The following is a 17869-nucleotide window of genomic DNA, read 5'->3' as shown; positions in this document are numbered from 1 at the left end:
TTGTTAAAATGAAAATACTGAATGCGATCCAGTTAAAGGAAGTCGACCAGTTGACGATTGCTGCGCAGCATATTTCATCATTAGAACTGATGGAAAGAGCTTCATTTGCGCTGACGCAAGCTATAGAAAGGGATCTGAAAGATGTTTCCCGATATTCTTTTGTAGTGTTGTGTGGATCAGGAAATAATGGTGGTGACGGACTCGCCGTTGCCCGCATGTTGCTGGAGAAAGGTGCTGATGTGCAGGTGTATCTTCTGAATTCTCTCCATTACAGCGAGGATAACCTTCAAAATCAGAAAAAAATTCACCCTGATTTTATTAAATCCTTTGAGGCAGAACTGCCACCTGAAATTAATGAAAATGCTATTATTCTGGACTGTCTTTTTGGTGTCGGTTTATCCAGACCGCTGGATGAAAGCTATCGTCCGTTGATAGAAAGCATTAATAATCATGCTGGTTATATCCTGTCAGCAGATCTGCCTTCAGGATTGCAGGCAGATGTGATCAATGCCGCTGATGCAATTGTAGTAAAGGCAACCAAGATATATACATTCCATAGTCCTAAGCTGGCTATGTTACTTCCACAGCATCAGGAATGGGTAGATACATATGAAGTAATTGACATTCAGCTGGATCCGGATGCGATCCGTCAACAACATGTTGATCATTATTATGTAACTGAACAATGGGCATCCGCAAAGTTGAAATCCCGCAATCGCTTTTCGCATAAGGGAACTTTCGGACATGCTTTACTGATCGGCGGAAGCTATGGTAAAATAGGAGCAGTGAGGCTGAGTGCTACTGCTGCGGCCAGATCCGGCTGTGGTCTTGTCACGGTGTATATACCGGGGTGCGGATATACACCTTTTCAGACTGCCGTTCCCGAAATAATGGTGCTCACCGATTCAAATAATAATCATATCGCCAATTATCCTTCTGTCAAATCTTATTCAGCTATCGGAGTAGGTATAGGAATGGGACAGGAGGGACCTACAGGGACCGCTTTTGTGAAATTGATGCGATCTCTGACCCCAGATACCCGACTTGTACTTGATGCAGATGCATTGAACCTGTTGGCTACACGGCAGGATCTGCTGGCAAACCTTCCTCCGGATACGATTCTTACACCCCATCCAAAAGAATTGAAAAGACTGATCGGAGAATGGACGGATGATAGGGAAAAGATAGAAAAAGTCAGGAATTTTGCATCCCTGTATAAGGTTATTATCATTGTAAAGGGGGCTAATACGATGACTGTATTGCCGGATGGGAAGTTATATTTTAATTCTACAGGAAACGCAGGTATGGCAACCGGAGGTAGTGGAGATGTATTAACCGGAATAATCACTTCTTTACTCGCACAGGGGTATTCTGCAGAAGATGCAGCTATACTGGCTGTATATCTTCACGGTGCAGCAGGAGATGAGGCAAGAAAGGAACGGGGAGAAGAAAGCCTGATTGCATCCGATATCATTACCTGCCTGCGTACAGCATTTCAACGCCTCAGATTGTCCCGTATATTTTAAGTAAACGAGAATATTCGTATCCTTTACAGTATTGATATGTAATCTCTAACAATTTCTGTTCTGTAATCTGGGGTCATAATAAGTATAGATGAATAAACTAAAACAGTAATAATGGCAAGTAACGAAATATTTTTTGCGCCCGGAGATAGTCCAAAGATGATGGACGCTTTTAAAAATGCACAACAGACCTTTAAATATTTTTGGCGGGAATGGTCCTGGGAAAACAGACGAATTATCCCCGGGTTGACTGTAGCATGTGTAAAGGTTGCTTTTTCAGAGCGACAGGCAGATCAGGAAGACCCTTTGGTTGAACATATGTGGATCAATGAAGTCGATTTTGACGGAATTAATATACGAGGGGTTTTAGTCAATAGCCCTAATGCATTGACCAATATTGCGAATGGCGATTTTGTCGAAATTCCTTTAGAGCAGATCAGTGACTGGTTATTTGCGATACCGGAAAATAAACCAAAAGGTCTTTCCAAGCTTTTTTCAGGAAATCCTTTACCAAGAGCATATGGTGGATTTACAATACAGGCTATGCGCTCCGATATGTCTGTACAGGAACGCAAAGAGCATGACAAAGCCTGGGGTCTGGAATTTGGCGATTACAAGGAAACGTTAATTGTTAATCAGCAAAAAGAACATCCTGAAAATTTGGAAGAGCATCCGATGAGTAAAAATATGAGAGAAAAGCTTATCGAATTTATAAAAGATAACCCCGATGAACTTTCACATATAGACGAAGAAGGGTATACACTATTGCACAGGGAAACCATTGCTGGAAATCAGACTTCTGTGGAAGTGCTGTTAGCGGCGGGAATGGATAAAGATGTCAAAACGAACCAGGGATATACAGCTCTTGATTTTGCCAGAAAACTGGATTGGCAGCATATTATTCCTTTATTTGAAACTAAGTAGTCTCGCTATCCTCATGATAAAAATACACCATATTAACTGCCTGAAGATCGTAACAGCAGTGAATGCCAATGTGATAGGACATTGTGTATTGATCGAATCGGATCATGAACTATTTCTTATAGACACTGGTGTTGGTCTTTTGGATACGAGGCATCCCAATGAAAGAATAGGAGAGCAGTTGATAGAAATGGCAGGATTCCGCTTTAATGAAGACTGGACTGCAGTAAGGCAAATTAGTGCATTAGGATTGGAGAATAAACCTGTCACACATTGCATTATTTCCCATCTGGATCCGGATCATATAGGAGGACTTGCTGATTTTCCTGATGCTACAGTACATATTGGAAAAGAAGAATATGACAATTTTAATAGTGGAAATCCACGTTATCTGACGCATATGCTGGATCATCATCCTGTGATACAAACATATGCCGAAACTACGGATAAATGGTTTGGTCTGGAAGCCAGAAAAGTTAATATTAATCCGGGTATTGATATATACCTTATTCCTCTATTCGGGCATACACTGGGACATTGTGGAGCGGCATTCCGACAGGATGATAAATGGTTCTTTTATATAGGCGATGCCTACTATATGAAAATAGAGCTGACAGATAAGGGGCATCCTGTCAATGATCTGGCGAAGGCCAGAGCGGATAATAATGAATGGAGGTTGAATACACTGCATAAAATACGTGAATTTATAAATCATCATCCTGATGTAGAGGTTTTTGGTTATCACGATATTGAAGAATTCAACTCACTGCTGAAGGAGATAAAATAAAAATGAGATACTAATAACAACTAAGCATAGGTTTTATGATTGACAAAGTAAAGATTGTAGATACGCAGATCCTTTCAGATAACTGGTATGTATTGCGTAAAATTACCTATGAATACGTCAAAAAGGACGGGACAAAACAAAGACAGAGCAGGGAAGCATACGACCGGGGCAATGGAGCTACTATTTTGCTTTATAATGAGCAGCAAAAAACAGTTATTCTGACCCGGCAATTCAGGTTACCTACCTATGTCAATGGCAATAGTAGTGGTATGCTTATAGAAACCTGTGCAGGATTATTAGATCAGGATAATCCGGAAGACTGTATAAGAAGGGAGACGGAAGAAGAGACCGGTTATAAAATAAAAGATGTCCGCAAAGTATTTGAAGCATATATGTCTCCGGGCTCGGTAACGGAAATTTTATATTTTTTTATTGCTGCATATGATAAAGAGATGAAAGTCACAGAGGGGGGAGGATTGGAGCAGGAGGAAGAGAATATAGAAGTGCTGGAGTATCCTATCGAAGATGCCATGAATATGATAACAAGTGGCGAAATCAAAGACGGTAAAACAATTATGTTACTCCAGTATATAAAATTGTACGGAATTTTATAGGCATATGAACTGTTAAGAAACAAATACAGGCCGGTGTTTTCCACCGGCTGTATTTGATTTTCGGTTGCAGTAAGGAATGCCTTTTTCTCTATACTTTAGTCTGCAACAAGTCTTGTTGTTTTTTAAAGGAATAAGATGTTATTATATAATCTCCTTATAAAACTTTTACTACTGATAATTTTCTCGTAATTTGTGTCAGATTACCATTGTGAAACAATAACCAATATGTACTCCTAATATGAGATACCTTATCATCATATTATTTTTATGCTATGTATTTCCTATACGTGCTCAAGGGCATTTTGAATTTATAAAGGGTGAAGATAAAGCCGTCATCCCTTTTCAATTCGTAAGAAATCTGGTTTTGGTCCCTATCAAGATTAATGGGGTGGATCTGATATTTCTGGTAGATACCGGAGTTAAGGAAACCATCTTATTTAGTCTGGAAGACAATACGCTAAGCTTTAAAAATACAAAAAAACTTAAGTTTAACGGATTAGGCGAAAATGAAGGGATAGAAGCTATTCAGGCAACAGGTAATACAGTAGAGGTGGGTGGAGAACTCATAGATACTACACATACAGTGTATGTTATATTGAATAGTGATTTTAATTTTTCAGCTTATGTTGGAGTACCTATAAACGGCATTCTGGGGAGTCACTTTTTTAAAGATCATCCGGTAGAAGTAGATTTTGTCAAGCATAAGCTTACAGTTTACAGAGATAGCGAGCAGATTGAACGAAAAGTCAGAAAATATGAACGTCTGGATATAGAACTGGAAAACAGCAGACCTTATATTGATGCCTGGTTATCCTTGCAGCAGGAGAAGAAAAAAGCCAAAATGCTGGTCGATATGGGGAATAGTGATGCTATAATGGTGTTTCCTTCGCGGGTACCGGGTTTCAGACTCAATGAGCCGAGTATAGAAGAATTTATAGGTCGGGGATTTAGCGGAGATATACATGGCAGGATGAGTCGTATCCATCAGTTTCAGATGGGCAAATTTAACTTCAGGACCCCTACATCCTCTTTCCCGGACAGTATTGCCGTCCGATCTGCCAAACTGGTAAAAGATAGGGTAGGCTCAGTTGGGAATGAAGTTCTGATGCGGTTTAGTATTATATTTGATTATACAACTCAGGCTATTTATATCCGTAAGAATAAATTTTACAATAAGCCTTTTCTGGTAGATATGAGTGGGCTGGATGTAAAGCATGATGGCATGATATGGGTGCAGGATTGGGTAAAGGTAAATATTCCGTCAGAGGTGACAAATGATCAGTTGACCAGTCCCAAGCCTGTTTATGAAGCATCTACCGGAGCTTTACAGTATAAATTTGTGCTGAAGCCTTCGTACTCTATTGTCAGTGTCAGAAAAGGGTCTCCTGCAGAAAGTGCGGGGTTGAAAAAAGGAGATATGCTCATCAGTATCAACAGAAGATTGACGGGAATGATGTCTCTGGATCAGATCCAACATTCTCTCAGTGAAGATGAAGGGAAAAAAATTAACATGGTCGTCCGAAGAAATGATCAGGATTTTAAGGTTTCTTTCCGGCTTAAAGACCCCATTCCTTATGTAGAACCATCATAGGTTGCGTATTTCGTGATTGGAATAAGGAACCTTTCTTTATCTCATATTGATCACTTTGTCTACAATATATACCGTATTTCCTCTCCAGGGAATAACGCCGTGAAATTCTTTATAATGAAGATCAAAATATTTACCGCTATTCATTTCCAGTACGTGAAATACGGAGTCATCTTCGATTGAAAATTCAAACTCATAGCTGGCCAGTCCTCCGGTTTTACCTTGTCCGATTCCCTCCTGTATCAGTTTGCCTTCATAAGTCTTGAAAATATTTCCTTTTTTGACTGCAAAATTCAATTTTCCGGATTTGACACCTTCTCCAAAGACAAAATAATACTTGTAGTAAACAGATCCGGCTCCTACAGCAATTAAAATGAGAAGGAGAATAATTAAAAACTTTTTAAATCCGCTTTTTTTTCTTGGGGCTGTATTTTCTTCCATATCCTTAGTTATTATTAACTGCTGAATGACAATTAAAAGTAAAGAGAATAATTGGTAATTAACACATGGGTATAAAATAAAAAGAGGTGAATTTTTTCACCTCTTTCTGATTATCCTAATGTTTTCATTTCCTGTTCAATCGCCTGTTGCGTTCTTACACTTACAGGTACAAGCGGAAGGCGCACATGGTCTCTGCCAATACCTTTCTGTTGTAATATGTATTTGACACCGGCTGGATTACCTTCTATAAAGCATAGATCCGTTATTTCCAGTAATTCATTATGAATTTCTCTTGCATCCGCATAGTTACCTTCTGCACAAAGCCTGGATAAGGTAGCTACTTTTGCCGGATATGCATTTCCAACTACTGAAATAATACCTACAGCTCCCAATGCCATCATGGGCAGTGTAGCCGGATCATCTCCCGAAATAAGGAGAAATCCTTCAGGTTTATCTCTCATAATGGCACTGAATTGAGCAAAATTGGCTGATGCTTCTTTAATCGCTACGATATTGTCAAAATCCTTTGCCAGACGAATAGTTGTTTCAGCTGTCATGTTGCTGCCCGTTCTTCCCGGAACATTATATAAGATAACCGGAAGTTTTGAAGCGGTAGCTATTGCCTTATAATGCTGGTAGATACCCTCTTGCGTCGGTTTGTTGTAATATGGAGAAACAGAAAGAATTGCACAGTACGCACTGTTGTCAAATTCCTGTACCTGAGTGACAATTTCTGCAGTATGATTTCCACCAATTCCGGCAACCAATGGAACGCGGCCATTCACCTGTTTGGCAGTAAAATCCCAGATACGCTTTCGTTCTTCTTTAGAAAGTGTAGCGACTTCGCCTGTAGTTCCTAAAGAAACCAAATAGTTCATACCTTCATTGATCTGAAGCTCGATCAGTTGTGCCAGGGCTTCAAAATCAATGGATCCTTCTGCATTAAACGGAGTGACTAATGCGACTCCTGCTCCGTGAAGCTCGTTCATTGTGTTGTTTTTGATTAATGGATATTGTTAATTATAATATTTTTTGTTTAGTTGTTTATCAAAACCAGCAGTTCCTGTTCGTTGATAATTGGAACCTGTAATTTTTCTGCTTTTGCGAGTTTGGATGGTCCCATCTTGTCTCCTGCTACGAGATAATTAAGTTTGGCAGAGATACTGCTTACCATCTTACCTCCGTGACTCTCGATAAGTGCTGTTAATTCTTCTCTTGAAAAATCAGCAAATACCCCAGAGATCAGAAAAGTCTTTCCTTCCAGACCGTTTCCGGCAAGTACTACTTCCTTCTCTTCAATCTCAAACTGCAGTCCGTAATCTTTTAATTTTTGTATCTGCTGCTGATGTATCGGTGTATTCAGATATTGATGCACACTTTCGGCAATACGACCTCCGATATCCTGTACGGATGCGATCTCTTCTACAGAAGCTTGTGCCAATGCATCGATATTCTTAAAATATAAAGCCAGTTTTTTTGCAATAGTTTCTCCTACATGACGTATACCCAATGCAAAAAGTACTTTTTCAAAAGGCTTTTCTTTGGATTTCTCTATGCCCTTAAGCATATTGTCAATAGACTTTTGTCCGAAGCGTTCCAGTTGTTGCAGATCTTCTTCATGTTCTTTCAGGCTGTAGATATCTACGACATTCCGGATCAATCCTTTTTTGAAAAAAGTCTCAATTGTTTCATTTCCCATACCTTCGATATCCATCATTTTACGTCCGATGAAATGTTGCATCTTACCTATAATCTGAGGAGGGCATCCATCTTCATTTGGACAGTAATGTACAGCTTCTCCTTCTTCACGAACGAGTAAGGTCTGGCATTCCGGACAGTGTGTAAGATAATGAAATGGCTGCGCATCTGGTTTGCGTTTTTCCAGATTGGCGGCAATGACTTTAGGGATGATTTCGCCACCTTTTTCTACGTAAACAGTATCCTGTTCATGCAGATCGAGACGTGCTATTTCATTTGCATTATGAAGAGACGCTCGTTTTACTGTGGTTCCGGCCAGTGACACAGGTTGCAGATTGGCTACAGGTGTGACTGCTCCTGTACGGCCTACCTGATAACTGATGGACTTTAAAATAGTCTCTACCCGTTCTGCTTTGAATTTATAAGACGTAGCCCAACGCGGATTTTTGGCTGTAAAGCCCAATTCTTCCTGTTGAGCATAATCATTAACCTTGATGACTATACCATCGATTTCATAACTCAGATTATGTCTTTCGGTATCCCAGTAATTAATAAAAGTAAATACATCATCTATAGTACTGCACAATCGGGTATGATCACAGACATGAAATCCCCATGTTCGGACAGCTTCAAGACTTTCCCAGTGTGTGCTGAAATGTTTTCTTCTGTTGTCCATATAGAGGAAATACAGAAAACAGTCTAAAGGTCTTCTGGCGACTTCTGCAGAGTCCTGTAGTTTGATTGTTCCTGCAGCAAAATTACGGGGATTGGCATAGATCTGATCACCGTTTTCTTCCCGTTCTTTATTTAGTCTCAGGAAGGCAGATTTATGCATGAATATCTCGCCACGGATCTCAAATTCTTCCGGATAATCTTGGGTTTTGAGCGTGAGCGGAATGCTGCGGATTGTCCTTACATTGGCGGTTACCTCATCACCCTGTGTTCCGTCTCCTCTGGTTACTCCTTGTACGAGTTTACCATCTTTGTAGGTCAGACTAATGGAAAGTCCGTCAAATTTTAATTCACATACATATTCAAAATCGTCACCGATGATTTTTCGTACCCGTTGATCGAAATCCCGTAGCTCATCCTGACTGTAAGTATTGCCGAGAGACAGCATCGGCCAACGGTGCTTGACAGTATTAAATTTGGATGTAATATCTCCTCCTACACGACGGGTAGGAGAGTTAGGGTCGGCAAACTGCGGGTATTGCAATTCAAGAGCTTCTAACTCTTTGAGCTTCTGATCAAAATCATAATCAGAAATAAGACTCTGTGCCAGGACATAATACTGATAGTTGTAATGATTAAGTTCCTGAGTGAGCTGTGCTATTTTTTCTTGAATTTCAACTGCCGACATAGTCAGCGAAATTACGAAAAATATCCCCTGTAAAGCAAGTAAAGTGCATTTTTAATGTTAAAATGCACAAATATGTGACTATGCTTATTTGTGCGTTTTTTTAATCATCAACGCAAAGCAGCTTATTCGAAATTTTCACCAGGAAGATCCGAGAATTTCCGACGTTTATTCATGAAATATTCCCATATGACACAGCCTTTGTATTTTCCTTTTTTGTTTTCAAAGCGAATCTGTTCGTTACGTTTTTCTGCTGTTTTGAAAATATTCAGGAAAAAATATTGATGTGCACGACTTACAGCCCAGGCATCTTTGAATTTTTTTTCAGCTAAAAACTTAAAGATTGCTGCAAGATCCAGCCACAAACGCGCAAAAATAACCCATATAGCCGTCCAGAAGGGAAGATTCTTCTGTAACATCAACAGATTGTTTCTGAAATTCAGATACGTCTTTTTCGGATTGCTGGTATTGAGCGTTCCTCCGCCTACATGATACACAGTCGATTGAGGGCAATAACCGATTTTATAATCCATTTTTTTGAGTCTCCAGCACAGGTCGATTTCTTCCATATGAGCAAAGAAATCGGTATCGAAGCCATTCGCTTCTCTCCATGCGTCGGATTTAATAAAAAAGGCAGCTCCTGAGGCCCAGAAGATCTCTTTAGCATCATTATATTGTCCATGATCTTCCTCCAGATGGTCCATAATACGGCCTCTGCAGAAAGGGTAACCATAAGCATCGATAAAACCGCCGGCACCACCCGCATGTTCAAATTTCTGCTTATCGTGGTAGGCTAATATCTTGGGTTGGGCTGCAACCATGTCAGGATCTGCTTCCAGCATATCGATGACAGGAGCAATCCAGTTTTCTGTCACTTCGACATCTGAATTGAGCAATACATAATAATCGGCTTCGACCTGTTCGAGGACTTTGTTGTAGCCTCCGGCAAAACCGTAATTTGTGTCATTTTGTATAATAGTAATATGAGGATAATAGTTCTGAACAAATTCTATAGAATTGTCCGTAGAGTTATTATCTCCAATTACAAATTCAATATTGGGATAAGCGCTGTTGTATACGGAAGGCAGGAATTTCTCAAGGAAAAATGCTCCGTTCCAGTTCAGGATAACAACCGCTACTCTGGGATAATTTTTCATTTTCTACGTTTACGTTTCCAACGTCTGTGTGACCACAGCCAGTATTCAGGTTTTTCTTTGATAATGTCCTCTGTGAATTTGTTGTGCAGATGGGTGATTTCATGCTCAGCATACAGCGATACATCTTCTACTAATGTAGTAAATTTACAGTAATAATAGCCTCTTTTTTCTTTTCGTCCAATGTGACAATATACAATAGGATCATGTGTCATGCGGGCGATCCGTTCTGTACCTGTATACACCAGCGTTTCCTGATTTAGAAATTCCAGAAAATAGTCCGAATCCTGATAAATCGGTGTCTGATCTGCGACAAACATACTGATATGAGGTTGTTTTTTTAACCGTATGATAGCTCTCAAAATTTGCTTCATAGGTACCATCTGTGCTCCAAACCTGCTTCTTATATTGTTATAAAGGGTGTTGAAGGCGGTATTATTGAGCGGTTTGTATATAATTAATACCGGATTGGGTGTCATGAGACTTAAGCGGTGAATACCTAATTCCCAGTTACAATAATGTGCTGTCACACCGATCACCGATTTGCCTGCATCAAAATGCCGGTATACTTCTTCCGGATTGACCAGTTCTATACGTTTCTTAACCTGACTGGAAGAGATACTCGCCATTTTTACAGCTTCTATGACCAGATCCGGAAAGAAGCGGTAAAATCTTTTGGCGATCAAAAGTCTTTCTTTTTCAGTCTTTTCCGGAAATGCATTCTTAAGGTTTTCCAGTACTACTTTTTTACGGTATTTGATCCCGTAAAAAAGCAGATAATAGAAAAGATCAGAGAGCGCATAAAGAACCCAAAAGGGTAATATAGAAAGGCAGAAAAGAATACCTGACAACAATTTTATTTTCATGCTATATCTCTTGAAATGCTATTTTGCTACAAATATCCTTAATTTAAGTTACTTTTGCCTTATAATAAAGAGCTAATTTCATTATGTCAAATCATATCTTATTGCCGGCCTGCTATTTGCCACCTGTTTCTTATTTTCATGTTATCAAACAACATGACCTGCCTTTGCTTCTGGAGAAAAAAGAACATTATCCAAAGCAGACATATAGAAACAGAACGAGTATCATGACTTCAAATGGCAAACTGGATTTGACGGTGCCGATCATGCATAAACGCAAGGATCATGTTGCCATGGGAGATATCCGCATCAATTATGATCACAACTGGCAAAGATTACACTGGCTGAGCCTGCAGACAGCGTATAGAAGCTCAGCTTATTTCGAATATTATGAAGATGACTTTGCACATTTCTACAAACAGGAATACGAATTTCTGTATGAACTGAACAAAGAGCAGCTTTTGTTGATGCTGAAGTTGCTTAAACTGAACAGAACAGTAACAGATACAGATACCTATGTCCGTGAAGATGAAAATGCACTGGATCTGCGTTCTATGATGCACCCCAGGAAGCCTTCTTTACAAGAATCTGCTATTCCGTATTATCAGGTGTTTGAAAACAATAACGGCTTTATGCCCAACCTGAGTATTATTGATTTGCTCTTCAATCAGGGGCCTCAGGCAAAAAACTTTTTATAGCAAATATTGTGTCGGTTCACAAACCTTTGGGGAGGTTAAGTGTTTTTTCGAAAACAAGTATATGTTAATGAAAACAAGTTTAGCTTTTCTCCTTCTTCTGTTTTGTGTTCAGGGAGCCGTCAGGGCGCAGTCGGGTGTAGACACATTACATTATCGTAAAGTTTATTATTTCGGAGGTACAGGGCTTGCATTTCCTATGGGTAAGACCAAAGATGTTCTTACACCAAAGTTTTCAGGAAGTATGGGGCTTGATATTTCTCTGAAAGACAGCCGCTTTTATGTTATGCCTGTACTTTACACGCTTTCATTTGGTTATAAGCAGCAATTGCTGGATAATACGAGTCCCTATCGTATTAATAACGGAGACGCAACATTTTACAATCTGAGTCTTTCAGGTGGTATGCGAAAACAGCATAAGCGACTCAATACATATGGCTATATCGGTCCCGGTTTCGGAATTTTCCTTGAACCGCGGGCTATCGTCAATGATGCTACATCAGTCGTTGAGATCGAAAAGAAATCCAAATTTAATTTTTCTTCAAAACTTGGTGTAGGGGCTGATTATAAATTCAAAGGGTTTTTCGTCGGTCTGGAAGTAGGGTATGTGCACAGTTTTACCAAGATTCAGAATACGCCAATTAATGCCATGACCGTAATGATAGGACTTAAATCCGATATTACCCGCCTGGGAGATAAAGTGGTATCTGTATTGGGAGTGGATGGAAGTATAAGCGGTAAGCAAGAAAAGTAGAGGCATATGATATATGAAATATCGAAAATAAAAAGGGTAGGACGTATAGCAAAAATCTTGTCACAGTATGGATTCGGAGAACTGATCTCCCGTTCTAATATAGATACTTTTGTGCCGGACAGTCTGTTACATCTGAATAGCCATACGGAGAAGCTTTTTGAAAAGGATTTTAATGTACGTATCAGACTGGCAATAGAAGAACTGGGACCGACATTTATTAAACTGGGGCAGTTGCTGAGCAACAGAGAAGATATTATCCCCAAAGATCTGCGCGATGAACTGGTGAAGCTTCAGGATAATGTACCTCCTGAGGAAATGGATGTCAGGCAAAAACTACGCGAGCATTTTGATATAGTACCGGAAGAGCATTTTGAATATATTGATGAGAAACCTCTGGCTGCAGCATCTATTGGTCAGGTGTATAAAGTTCGTCTCAAATCCGGGAAAGATGCAGTCATTAAAATTAAAAGGAGCAATATCAGAGAAGTCATTACTGCGGATCTGGCTTTTATCAAAGACCTGACAAAATTTCTGGAAAGTAAGTATGAGGTCATTTATAAAATGAATCTTTATCAGATCATTCTGTCATTTGAAAATTCGCTGATGCGCGAGTTATCTTTTGTAAATGAGCTGAATAATATAGAACGTTTCCGCAAAAATTTCAAAGAGAATACACAGGTTTACGTTCCAAAGGTATACAGAGCATATTCTGACGATGAAATGCTTTGTATGGAATTTATTGATGGGGTCAAAATCAACGATGTAGAGGGATTGAAAGTAATGGGTTTAGACCCTAAATCTATTGTTCAGCAAGGACTTGATCTGTATCTGGAACAGGTGCTGGTACATGGATTTTTCCATGCTGACCCTCACCCGGGAAATGTATTTGTCAATAAGAGAGGACAAATAGTTTTTATAGATTTCGGAGCTATGGGCATGATGATTCCTATGGACAGAAAACTGATTGAAGCTATGGTCATCAATTTTCTGATGAAAGATGCGAGAGATCTGATCCGTAACATCAAAAAATTAGCTGTTGTGCAGCATATAGAGGATGAGCGAAGGCTTGAGCGCGATGCCTATGAGATTTTCGATATCCTGGATCAAAATTCATTGGCCAACATTGAAATTTCAGTATTGTTGCGTATGGTAAATAATACCTTACAACATAATCATATACTGATGCCTGACTTTATTTATATTCTGATACGCGGTATTGTATTATTGGAAGGAATAGGCCGGCAACTGAATGCAGATCTCAATATTCCGAAGAGTATTTCTCCGTTTGCAGACAGAATTGCGAAGCAAAAAATATCTCCCGGGTATCTCAGAGAACAGACGATAGAGAAAGCTAAGTTTTTAAAAGGATTGTGGAGTGACATTCCGGAAGATGCAATAGCTCTGCTGGATAAGGTTAAGAATGATAAAATACTTCTTCATCACAAGCTCAGAGATTTTGATAGTTTTCAGGTTATTCTGCACAGAATGGGGAATAAGCTGATGCTGTCCATATTGGCTATGACATTTGGGATAGGGGCAAGTATTCTTGCGCATGGAAGAGTTGGCTATTTGTTATGGGATATACCGCTGCTTTCCTGGTTGGGATTTCTGATGAGCTTCTTATTGACCGTAGCTTTGCTGCTGCAATTATTCCGGTCAAAATAAATAAGTGAAAATATTTTTAAAAGAATACAATAAATAAATTTCGCAGACGTTTATAATAGCGAAATATAAAATTTCATAATTTAGGTTAATAATTGGTTTGGATACCCCTGAAGCTCCCCGCTTCAGGGGTTCCATTATTTTACACCTTTGTGTTAACTCTCTTTGCTGTTGATATCCAGAACTTTAGCGTTTTTTACTTTCTTGTCCAGTAATGCTAATTTAATGACTTCAGACATCTCGGTAACATAATGAAACGTCAGGTCTTTGATATAATCCTCTTTGATCTCTATAATGTCTTTCTGGTTTGATTTACAGAGGATAATTTCTTTGATATTTGCCCGTTTAGCTGCTAAAATCTTCTCCTTGATACCGCCTACAGGAAGCACTTTACCTCTTAGCGTGATCTCACCTGTCATGGCTAGTTTAGCTTTGACCTGTCTTTGTGTGAATAATGAGGTCAATGCGGTAAGCATTGTCACACCTGCAGAAGGGCCGTCTTTTGGAGTAGCGCCGGCCGGCACATGTATATTGACATCCCACTGATCAAATACCTTATAATTAATGCCAAACTCTTCAGCATGAGATCTGAGGTATGCCATAGCTATACTGGCAGATTCTTTCATGACTTCACCCAGATTACCTGTCATACTTAGTTTGCCTTTTCCGGGGCTCAGGCTCGATTCTATAAACAGAATATCACCACCTACGGAAGTCCATGCAAGACCTGTGACTACACCTGCGACATCATTGTTTTCATACATATCTTTGTCGAAAATAGGTGCTCCCAGGATTTGTTCAATATCGGCTTCAGACACATTCGGATCATACTCCTTTTGCATCACAATACGGGTAGCGATACCACGTACTACAGAACCTATTTTCTTTTCCAGACCTCGCACACCTGATTCACGTGTGTAATCCTCAATAATCTTTTCGACCACTTTTGGACGCATCGCTACATCTTTAGTCTGCAGACCGTGCATCTCACGTTGTTTTGGAAGAAGGTGTTTTTTCGCTATTTCTATCTTTTCCTCTATCGTATATCCGTTGACCTCAATGATTTCCATGCGATCCAGTAATGCAGGTTGTACACCATTTAATGAATTTGCAGTAGCAATAAACATAACCTTCGACAAATCATATTCCATTTCCACATAATGATCGTAGAAAGCGGTGTTTTGTTCAGGATCAAGAACCTCCAGTAGGGCAGAAGAAGGATCTCCTTTGAAGTCTGCACCTATTTTGTCAATCTCATCCAGTACAAATACCGGGTTAGAGGTTCCGGCTTTCTTAAGGGATTGCACAATGCGTCCCGGCATAGCACCTATGTAGGTTTTGCGGTGTCCTCTTATTTCAGCCTCATCACGTACACCACCCAGCGCCATACGGGTATATTTACGTCCCAAAGCGCGTGCTATTGATTTGCCTAAAGAAGTTTTACCAACTCCCGGAGGGCCTACCAGACACAGAATCGGAGCTTTCATATCATTTTTAAGCTTCAGTACAGCAAGGTATTCAACGATACGCTGCTTTACTTTTTCCAGCCCGTAATGATCTTTGTCCAGCACTTTCTGTGCACGTGCCAGATCGAAATTATCTTTTGTATATTCTCCCCATGGCAAATCCAGCAGCAGTTCCAGATAGTTAAGCTGAACGGAGTAATCTGCAGCAGCGGGATTGATTCGGGCTAATTTTTCAATTTCTTTATTAAAGTGTTTGGCGACATCATCTTTCCATTTCTTGGACTTGGCGCGTTTTTTCAGTTCTTCCAGTTCCAGATCCGGAGTACTGCCTCCCAATTCCTCCTGAATGGTCTTGATTTGCTGATTAAGAAAGTAATCGCGTTGCTGCTTGTCCAGATCTATGCGCACTTTATTCTGAATCTGGTTTTTCAGTTCGAGCAACTGGATTTCGGTTGTGAGGTATTCCAGCAATTGCTTTGCACGCTTCTCAAAGTCTTTCATTTCCAGTAATTCCTGTTTACTTTCTACTTCCAGACTCATGTTTGAAGCGATGAAGTTGACCAGGAAAGTCGGACTTTCTATGTTTTTTATCGCAATGCCTGCTTCACTTGGAAGATTCGGAGACAATTGGATAATTTGCAGTGCCAGTTCCTTAATTGAAGAAATAAGCGCCTTGAATTCTTTATTAACCTTTGGTTTTTCTTCCTTGAATCGCTCAACTTTTGCTTTCAGATAAGGCTCTGACTGAATCGCTTCTGTCAGTTTAAAGCGTTGTTTACCCTGAATAATGACAGTTGTATTACCATCAGGCATTTGCAGCAACTTAATGATATTGGCTACTGTTCCGATTTTATTGAGTTGTTCAACATTCGGATCTTCAATAGTCATATCCTTTTGGGAAACCACGCCTATTGTTTTGTCACCTTTGTAAGCATCCTTTACCAACTTGATGGATTTGTCCCTGCCCACAGTGATCGGGATCACAACACCTGGAAATAACACGGTATTGCGAAGAGGTAAAATGGCTAATACTTCCGGTATGTCAGCATTACTCATTTCATCTTCATCCTGTTGGGATAGTAAAGGGAAAAATTCAGTGTCTTCATTTATAATGGGAATGGCTTGATTGAAATCAAAGGGCTCAAATTTGCTCATATATTATTATTAATGTCTCGGACAGACTGTCAGACTTTGTTGTTTTAAAATGTAAAAAAAAATACTATTTGGTATATGCAAGCACAGTGCCAAGATAAAAATTGGTATTATTTATGCTATACTAACATAAAAAGGCTGAAAAAAAGACAGTCTCCGGGACTGATTTGTCATAAATATTTTTAAGACTGCAAATATACGAATTGAATTTTTTAGCAGTTATTATATAGTGAAATACATGCAGATATAACAGAAATGTGGAAATGTGAATAACTTCTGATTGTGGTATTAAACTATTTGGATCAACTTTACTCTATTCTAGGGAATTGGTGTTCAAATAACATCAAACAACATTAAAAACGAAATAATTTAGATATGAAACTTAATTTCTTAAACATCACTTTGAAAAATGCCAAAATGGGTTTGGCGACTCTAGCATTAGCTTTCTTCGCTCTTAGTGCTTCTGCACAGCAAAAAGAACAGGAACACAGTAATCCTAATGTGAGATTGGGTCAAAAAGCACTATTGGATGGTGATTTCAAAAGTGCAGCAACACACTTGGAAAAAGCCCTTCCTAAAGAAGGAAGTGATCCAAACGTACTGTACATGTTGGGTTACTCGCAATTCCATAATGGTGATTTCAAAAAAGCATCAGATACATTTGGTAAAGTAGTCGCTTTGGATGCTAAGAATGGAACAGCTTATTATTATAAAGCTAAAGCTGCAAATAATCTTGCTGTACAGACCGAAACAAAACTTTCAAGCGCTAACCGTGAGCAATTATTGAAAACGGCAATTGATGATTTTTCTAAAGCAATCGCTATTAATTCAAGTGATGCTAAATTATACCAAAACAGAGCTATTGCTTACCGTGATTTAGGTATTTTAGTAGGTACTTCAGGAGCCGCTAATTATAATAAAGCAGCTGCAACTGATGCTTACAATAAAGCAATCACAGATTACCAAAAGTTGTTGTCATTTGATTCATCAAGAAAAGACATTCAACGTGAAGTGAAAAAAGCTACAGTTTACAGAGATAACCTGAAGTAAGCTGAAAGTATAATGAACAGAACGGGTCGAAAATCAAAATTTTCGACCCGTTTTTTTATAACTGAGACGCTATCAGTTGCAAGCGTGTGTTTGTTATTCAGGTACTAGCGACACGCTCGCACAAGCTTTAGAGGACTCCGGCAA

Annotated in this window: 15 protein-coding genes; 9 read left to right on the top strand and 6 right to left on the bottom strand. The window is 39.4% G+C overall.

Annotated elements, in window-relative coordinates; translation table 11 throughout:
- The first annotated feature begins 8 nt into the window (after positions 1–8).
- The 5 genes from B4B65_RS15760 (at position 9) to B4B65_RS15740 (ending at position 5436) form a co-directional block, all read left to right on the top strand.
- Complete coding sequence (locus tag B4B65_RS15760; protein WP_293916727.1) at positions 9–1526, top strand: NAD(P)H-hydrate dehydratase; 1518 nt, start codon at positions 9–11, stop codon at positions 1524–1526.
- Positions 1527–1637: 111 nt separating this feature from the next.
- The gene (locus B4B65_RS15755) at positions 1638–2447 is read left to right on the top strand and encodes a DUF2314 domain-containing protein (protein WP_201679894.1); all 810 of its coding nucleotides are present in this window, start codon (positions 1638–1640) and stop codon (positions 2445–2447) included.
- 13 nt (positions 2448–2460) lie between these two features.
- Positions 2461–3231 carry an MBL fold metallo-hydrolase gene (locus tag B4B65_RS15750; RefSeq protein WP_293916725.1) on the top strand — a complete coding sequence of 257 codons (771 nt, stop codon included), beginning with the start codon at positions 2461–2463 and terminating at the stop codon, positions 3229–3231.
- 35 nt (positions 3232–3266) lie between these two features.
- Complete coding sequence (gene nudK, locus B4B65_RS15745; protein WP_293916724.1) at positions 3267–3845, top strand: GDP-mannose pyrophosphatase NudK; 579 nt, start codon at positions 3267–3269, stop codon at positions 3843–3845.
- Between the two features lie 238 nt (positions 3846–4083).
- Positions 4084–5436, top strand: coding sequence for a PDZ domain-containing protein (locus tag B4B65_RS15740; protein WP_293916722.1), 1353 nt, complete (start codon positions 4084–4086; stop codon positions 5434–5436).
- Positions 5437–5472: 36 nt separating this feature from the next.
- On the opposite strand, the gene B4B65_RS15735 is transcribed toward B4B65_RS15740, so the two are convergent.
- The 5 genes from B4B65_RS15735 to B4B65_RS15715 all read right to left on the bottom strand — a co-directional run bounded on the left by B4B65_RS15735 (position 5473) and on the right by B4B65_RS15715 (position 10949).
- Positions 5473–5874 (bottom strand): hypothetical protein, encoded by a 402-nt coding sequence (locus tag B4B65_RS15735; RefSeq protein WP_003001180.1) that lies wholly within the window; start codon positions 5872–5874, stop codon positions 5473–5475.
- 110 nt (positions 5875–5984) lie between these two features.
- A complete protein-coding gene (gene dapA, locus B4B65_RS15730) occupies positions 5985–6863 on the bottom strand; it encodes a 4-hydroxy-tetrahydrodipicolinate synthase (RefSeq protein ID WP_293916718.1) in 879 nt (292 codons plus the stop codon).
- A gap of 47 nt (positions 6864–6910) precedes the next feature.
- Entirely contained in the window at positions 6911–8932 is a 2022-nt protein-coding gene (gene ligA, locus B4B65_RS15725) for an NAD-dependent DNA ligase LigA (RefSeq protein ID WP_293916715.1), read from the bottom strand.
- A 122-nt stretch (positions 8933–9054) separates the two neighbouring features.
- Positions 9055–10086: a glycosyltransferase family 2 protein gene (locus tag B4B65_RS15720; protein WP_293916713.1), complete on the bottom strand. Its 1032-nt coding sequence runs from the start codon at positions 10084–10086 to the stop codon at positions 9055–9057.
- On the bottom strand, positions 10083–10949 hold the full coding sequence (locus B4B65_RS15715; protein WP_293916711.1) for a lysophospholipid acyltransferase family protein: 867 nt from the start codon (positions 10947–10949) through the stop codon (positions 10083–10085). Before B4B65_RS15715 ends, B4B65_RS15720 begins: the two co-directional genes overlap by 4 nt.
- Before the next feature lie 83 nt (positions 10950–11032).
- Here B4B65_RS15715 and B4B65_RS15710 point away from each other — a divergent pair, with 83 nt between their 5' ends.
- The 3 genes from B4B65_RS15710 to B4B65_RS15700 all read left to right on the top strand — a co-directional run bounded on the left by B4B65_RS15710 (position 11033) and on the right by B4B65_RS15700 (position 14060).
- Positions 11033–11644, top strand: a complete 612-nt coding sequence (locus B4B65_RS15710) for a WbqC family protein (protein WP_293916708.1) — start codon at positions 11033–11035, stop codon at positions 11642–11644.
- A 67-nt stretch (positions 11645–11711) separates the two neighbouring features.
- Positions 11712–12395: a hypothetical protein gene (locus B4B65_RS15705; protein WP_293916705.1), complete on the top strand. Its 684-nt coding sequence runs from the start codon at positions 11712–11714 to the stop codon at positions 12393–12395.
- A 6-nt stretch (positions 12396–12401) separates the two neighbouring features.
- Positions 12402–14060 carry an ABC1 kinase family protein gene (locus B4B65_RS15700; protein WP_293916703.1) on the top strand — a complete coding sequence of 553 codons (1659 nt, stop codon included), beginning with the start codon at positions 12402–12404 and terminating at the stop codon, positions 14058–14060.
- Positions 14061–14212: 152 nt separating this feature from the next.
- On the opposite strand, the gene lon is transcribed toward B4B65_RS15700, so the two are convergent.
- The gene (lon, locus tag B4B65_RS15695) at positions 14213–16678 is read right to left on the bottom strand and encodes an endopeptidase La (RefSeq protein ID WP_293916701.1); all 2466 of its coding nucleotides are present in this window, start codon (positions 16676–16678) and stop codon (positions 14213–14215) included.
- Between the two features lie 372 nt (positions 16679–17050).
- Here lon and B4B65_RS15690 point away from each other — a divergent pair, with 372 nt between their 5' ends.
- On the top strand, positions 17051–17725 hold the full coding sequence (locus tag B4B65_RS15690) for a tetratricopeptide repeat protein (protein ID WP_201679882.1): 675 nt from the start codon (positions 17051–17053) through the stop codon (positions 17723–17725).
- Positions 17726–17869 lie beyond the last annotated feature (144 nt).

The organism is Sphingobacterium sp. UBA5789, from assembly GCF_002418355.1.
In the GTDB taxonomy this organism is placed as follows: domain Bacteria; phylum Bacteroidota; class Bacteroidia; order Sphingobacteriales; family Sphingobacteriaceae; genus Sphingobacterium.
This window is presented reverse-complemented; position numbering and strand designations above follow the sequence as displayed.

Excerpts from the sequence above, each read along its gene's own strand:
- B4B65_RS15760 (WP_293916727.1), top strand. The coding sequence starts at position 9 with ATGAAAATACTGAATGCGATCCAGTTAAAGGAAGTCGACCAGTTGACG.
- B4B65_RS15755 (WP_201679894.1), top strand. The coding sequence starts at position 1,638 with ATGGCAAGTAACGAAATATTTTTTGCGCCCGGAGATAGTCCAAAGATG.
- B4B65_RS15750 (WP_293916725.1), top strand. The coding sequence starts at position 2,461 with ATGATAAAAATACACCATATTAACTGCCTGAAGATCGTAACAGCAGTG.
- nudK (WP_293916724.1), top strand. The coding sequence starts at position 3,267 with ATGATTGACAAAGTAAAGATTGTAGATACGCAGATCCTTTCAGATAAC.
- B4B65_RS15740 (WP_293916722.1), top strand. The coding sequence starts at position 4,084 with ATGAGATACCTTATCATCATATTATTTTTATGCTATGTATTTCCTATA.
- B4B65_RS15735 (WP_003001180.1), bottom strand. The coding sequence starts at position 5,874 with ATGGAAGAAAATACAGCCCCAAGAAAAAAAAGCGGATTTAAAAAGTTT.
- dapA (WP_293916718.1), bottom strand. The coding sequence starts at position 6,863 with ATGAACGAGCTTCACGGAGCAGGAGTCGCATTAGTCACTCCGTTTAAT.
- ligA (WP_293916715.1), bottom strand. The coding sequence starts at position 8,932 with ATGTCGGCAGTTGAAATTCAAGAAAAAATAGCACAGCTCACTCAGGAA.
- B4B65_RS15720 (WP_293916713.1), bottom strand. The coding sequence starts at position 10,086 with ATGAAAAATTATCCCAGAGTAGCGGTTGTTATCCTGAACTGGAACGGA.
- B4B65_RS15715 (WP_293916711.1), bottom strand. The coding sequence starts at position 10,949 with ATGAAAATAAAATTGTTGTCAGGTATTCTTTTCTGCCTTTCTATATTA.
- B4B65_RS15710 (WP_293916708.1), top strand. The coding sequence starts at position 11,033 with ATGTCAAATCATATCTTATTGCCGGCCTGCTATTTGCCACCTGTTTCT.
- B4B65_RS15705 (WP_293916705.1), top strand. The coding sequence starts at position 11,712 with ATGAAAACAAGTTTAGCTTTTCTCCTTCTTCTGTTTTGTGTTCAGGGA.
- B4B65_RS15700 (WP_293916703.1), top strand. The coding sequence starts at position 12,402 with ATGATATATGAAATATCGAAAATAAAAAGGGTAGGACGTATAGCAAAA.
- lon (WP_293916701.1), bottom strand. The coding sequence starts at position 16,678 with ATGAGCAAATTTGAGCCCTTTGATTTCAATCAAGCCATTCCCATTATA.
- B4B65_RS15690 (WP_201679882.1), top strand. The coding sequence starts at position 17,051 with ATGAAACTTAATTTCTTAAACATCACTTTGAAAAATGCCAAAATGGGT.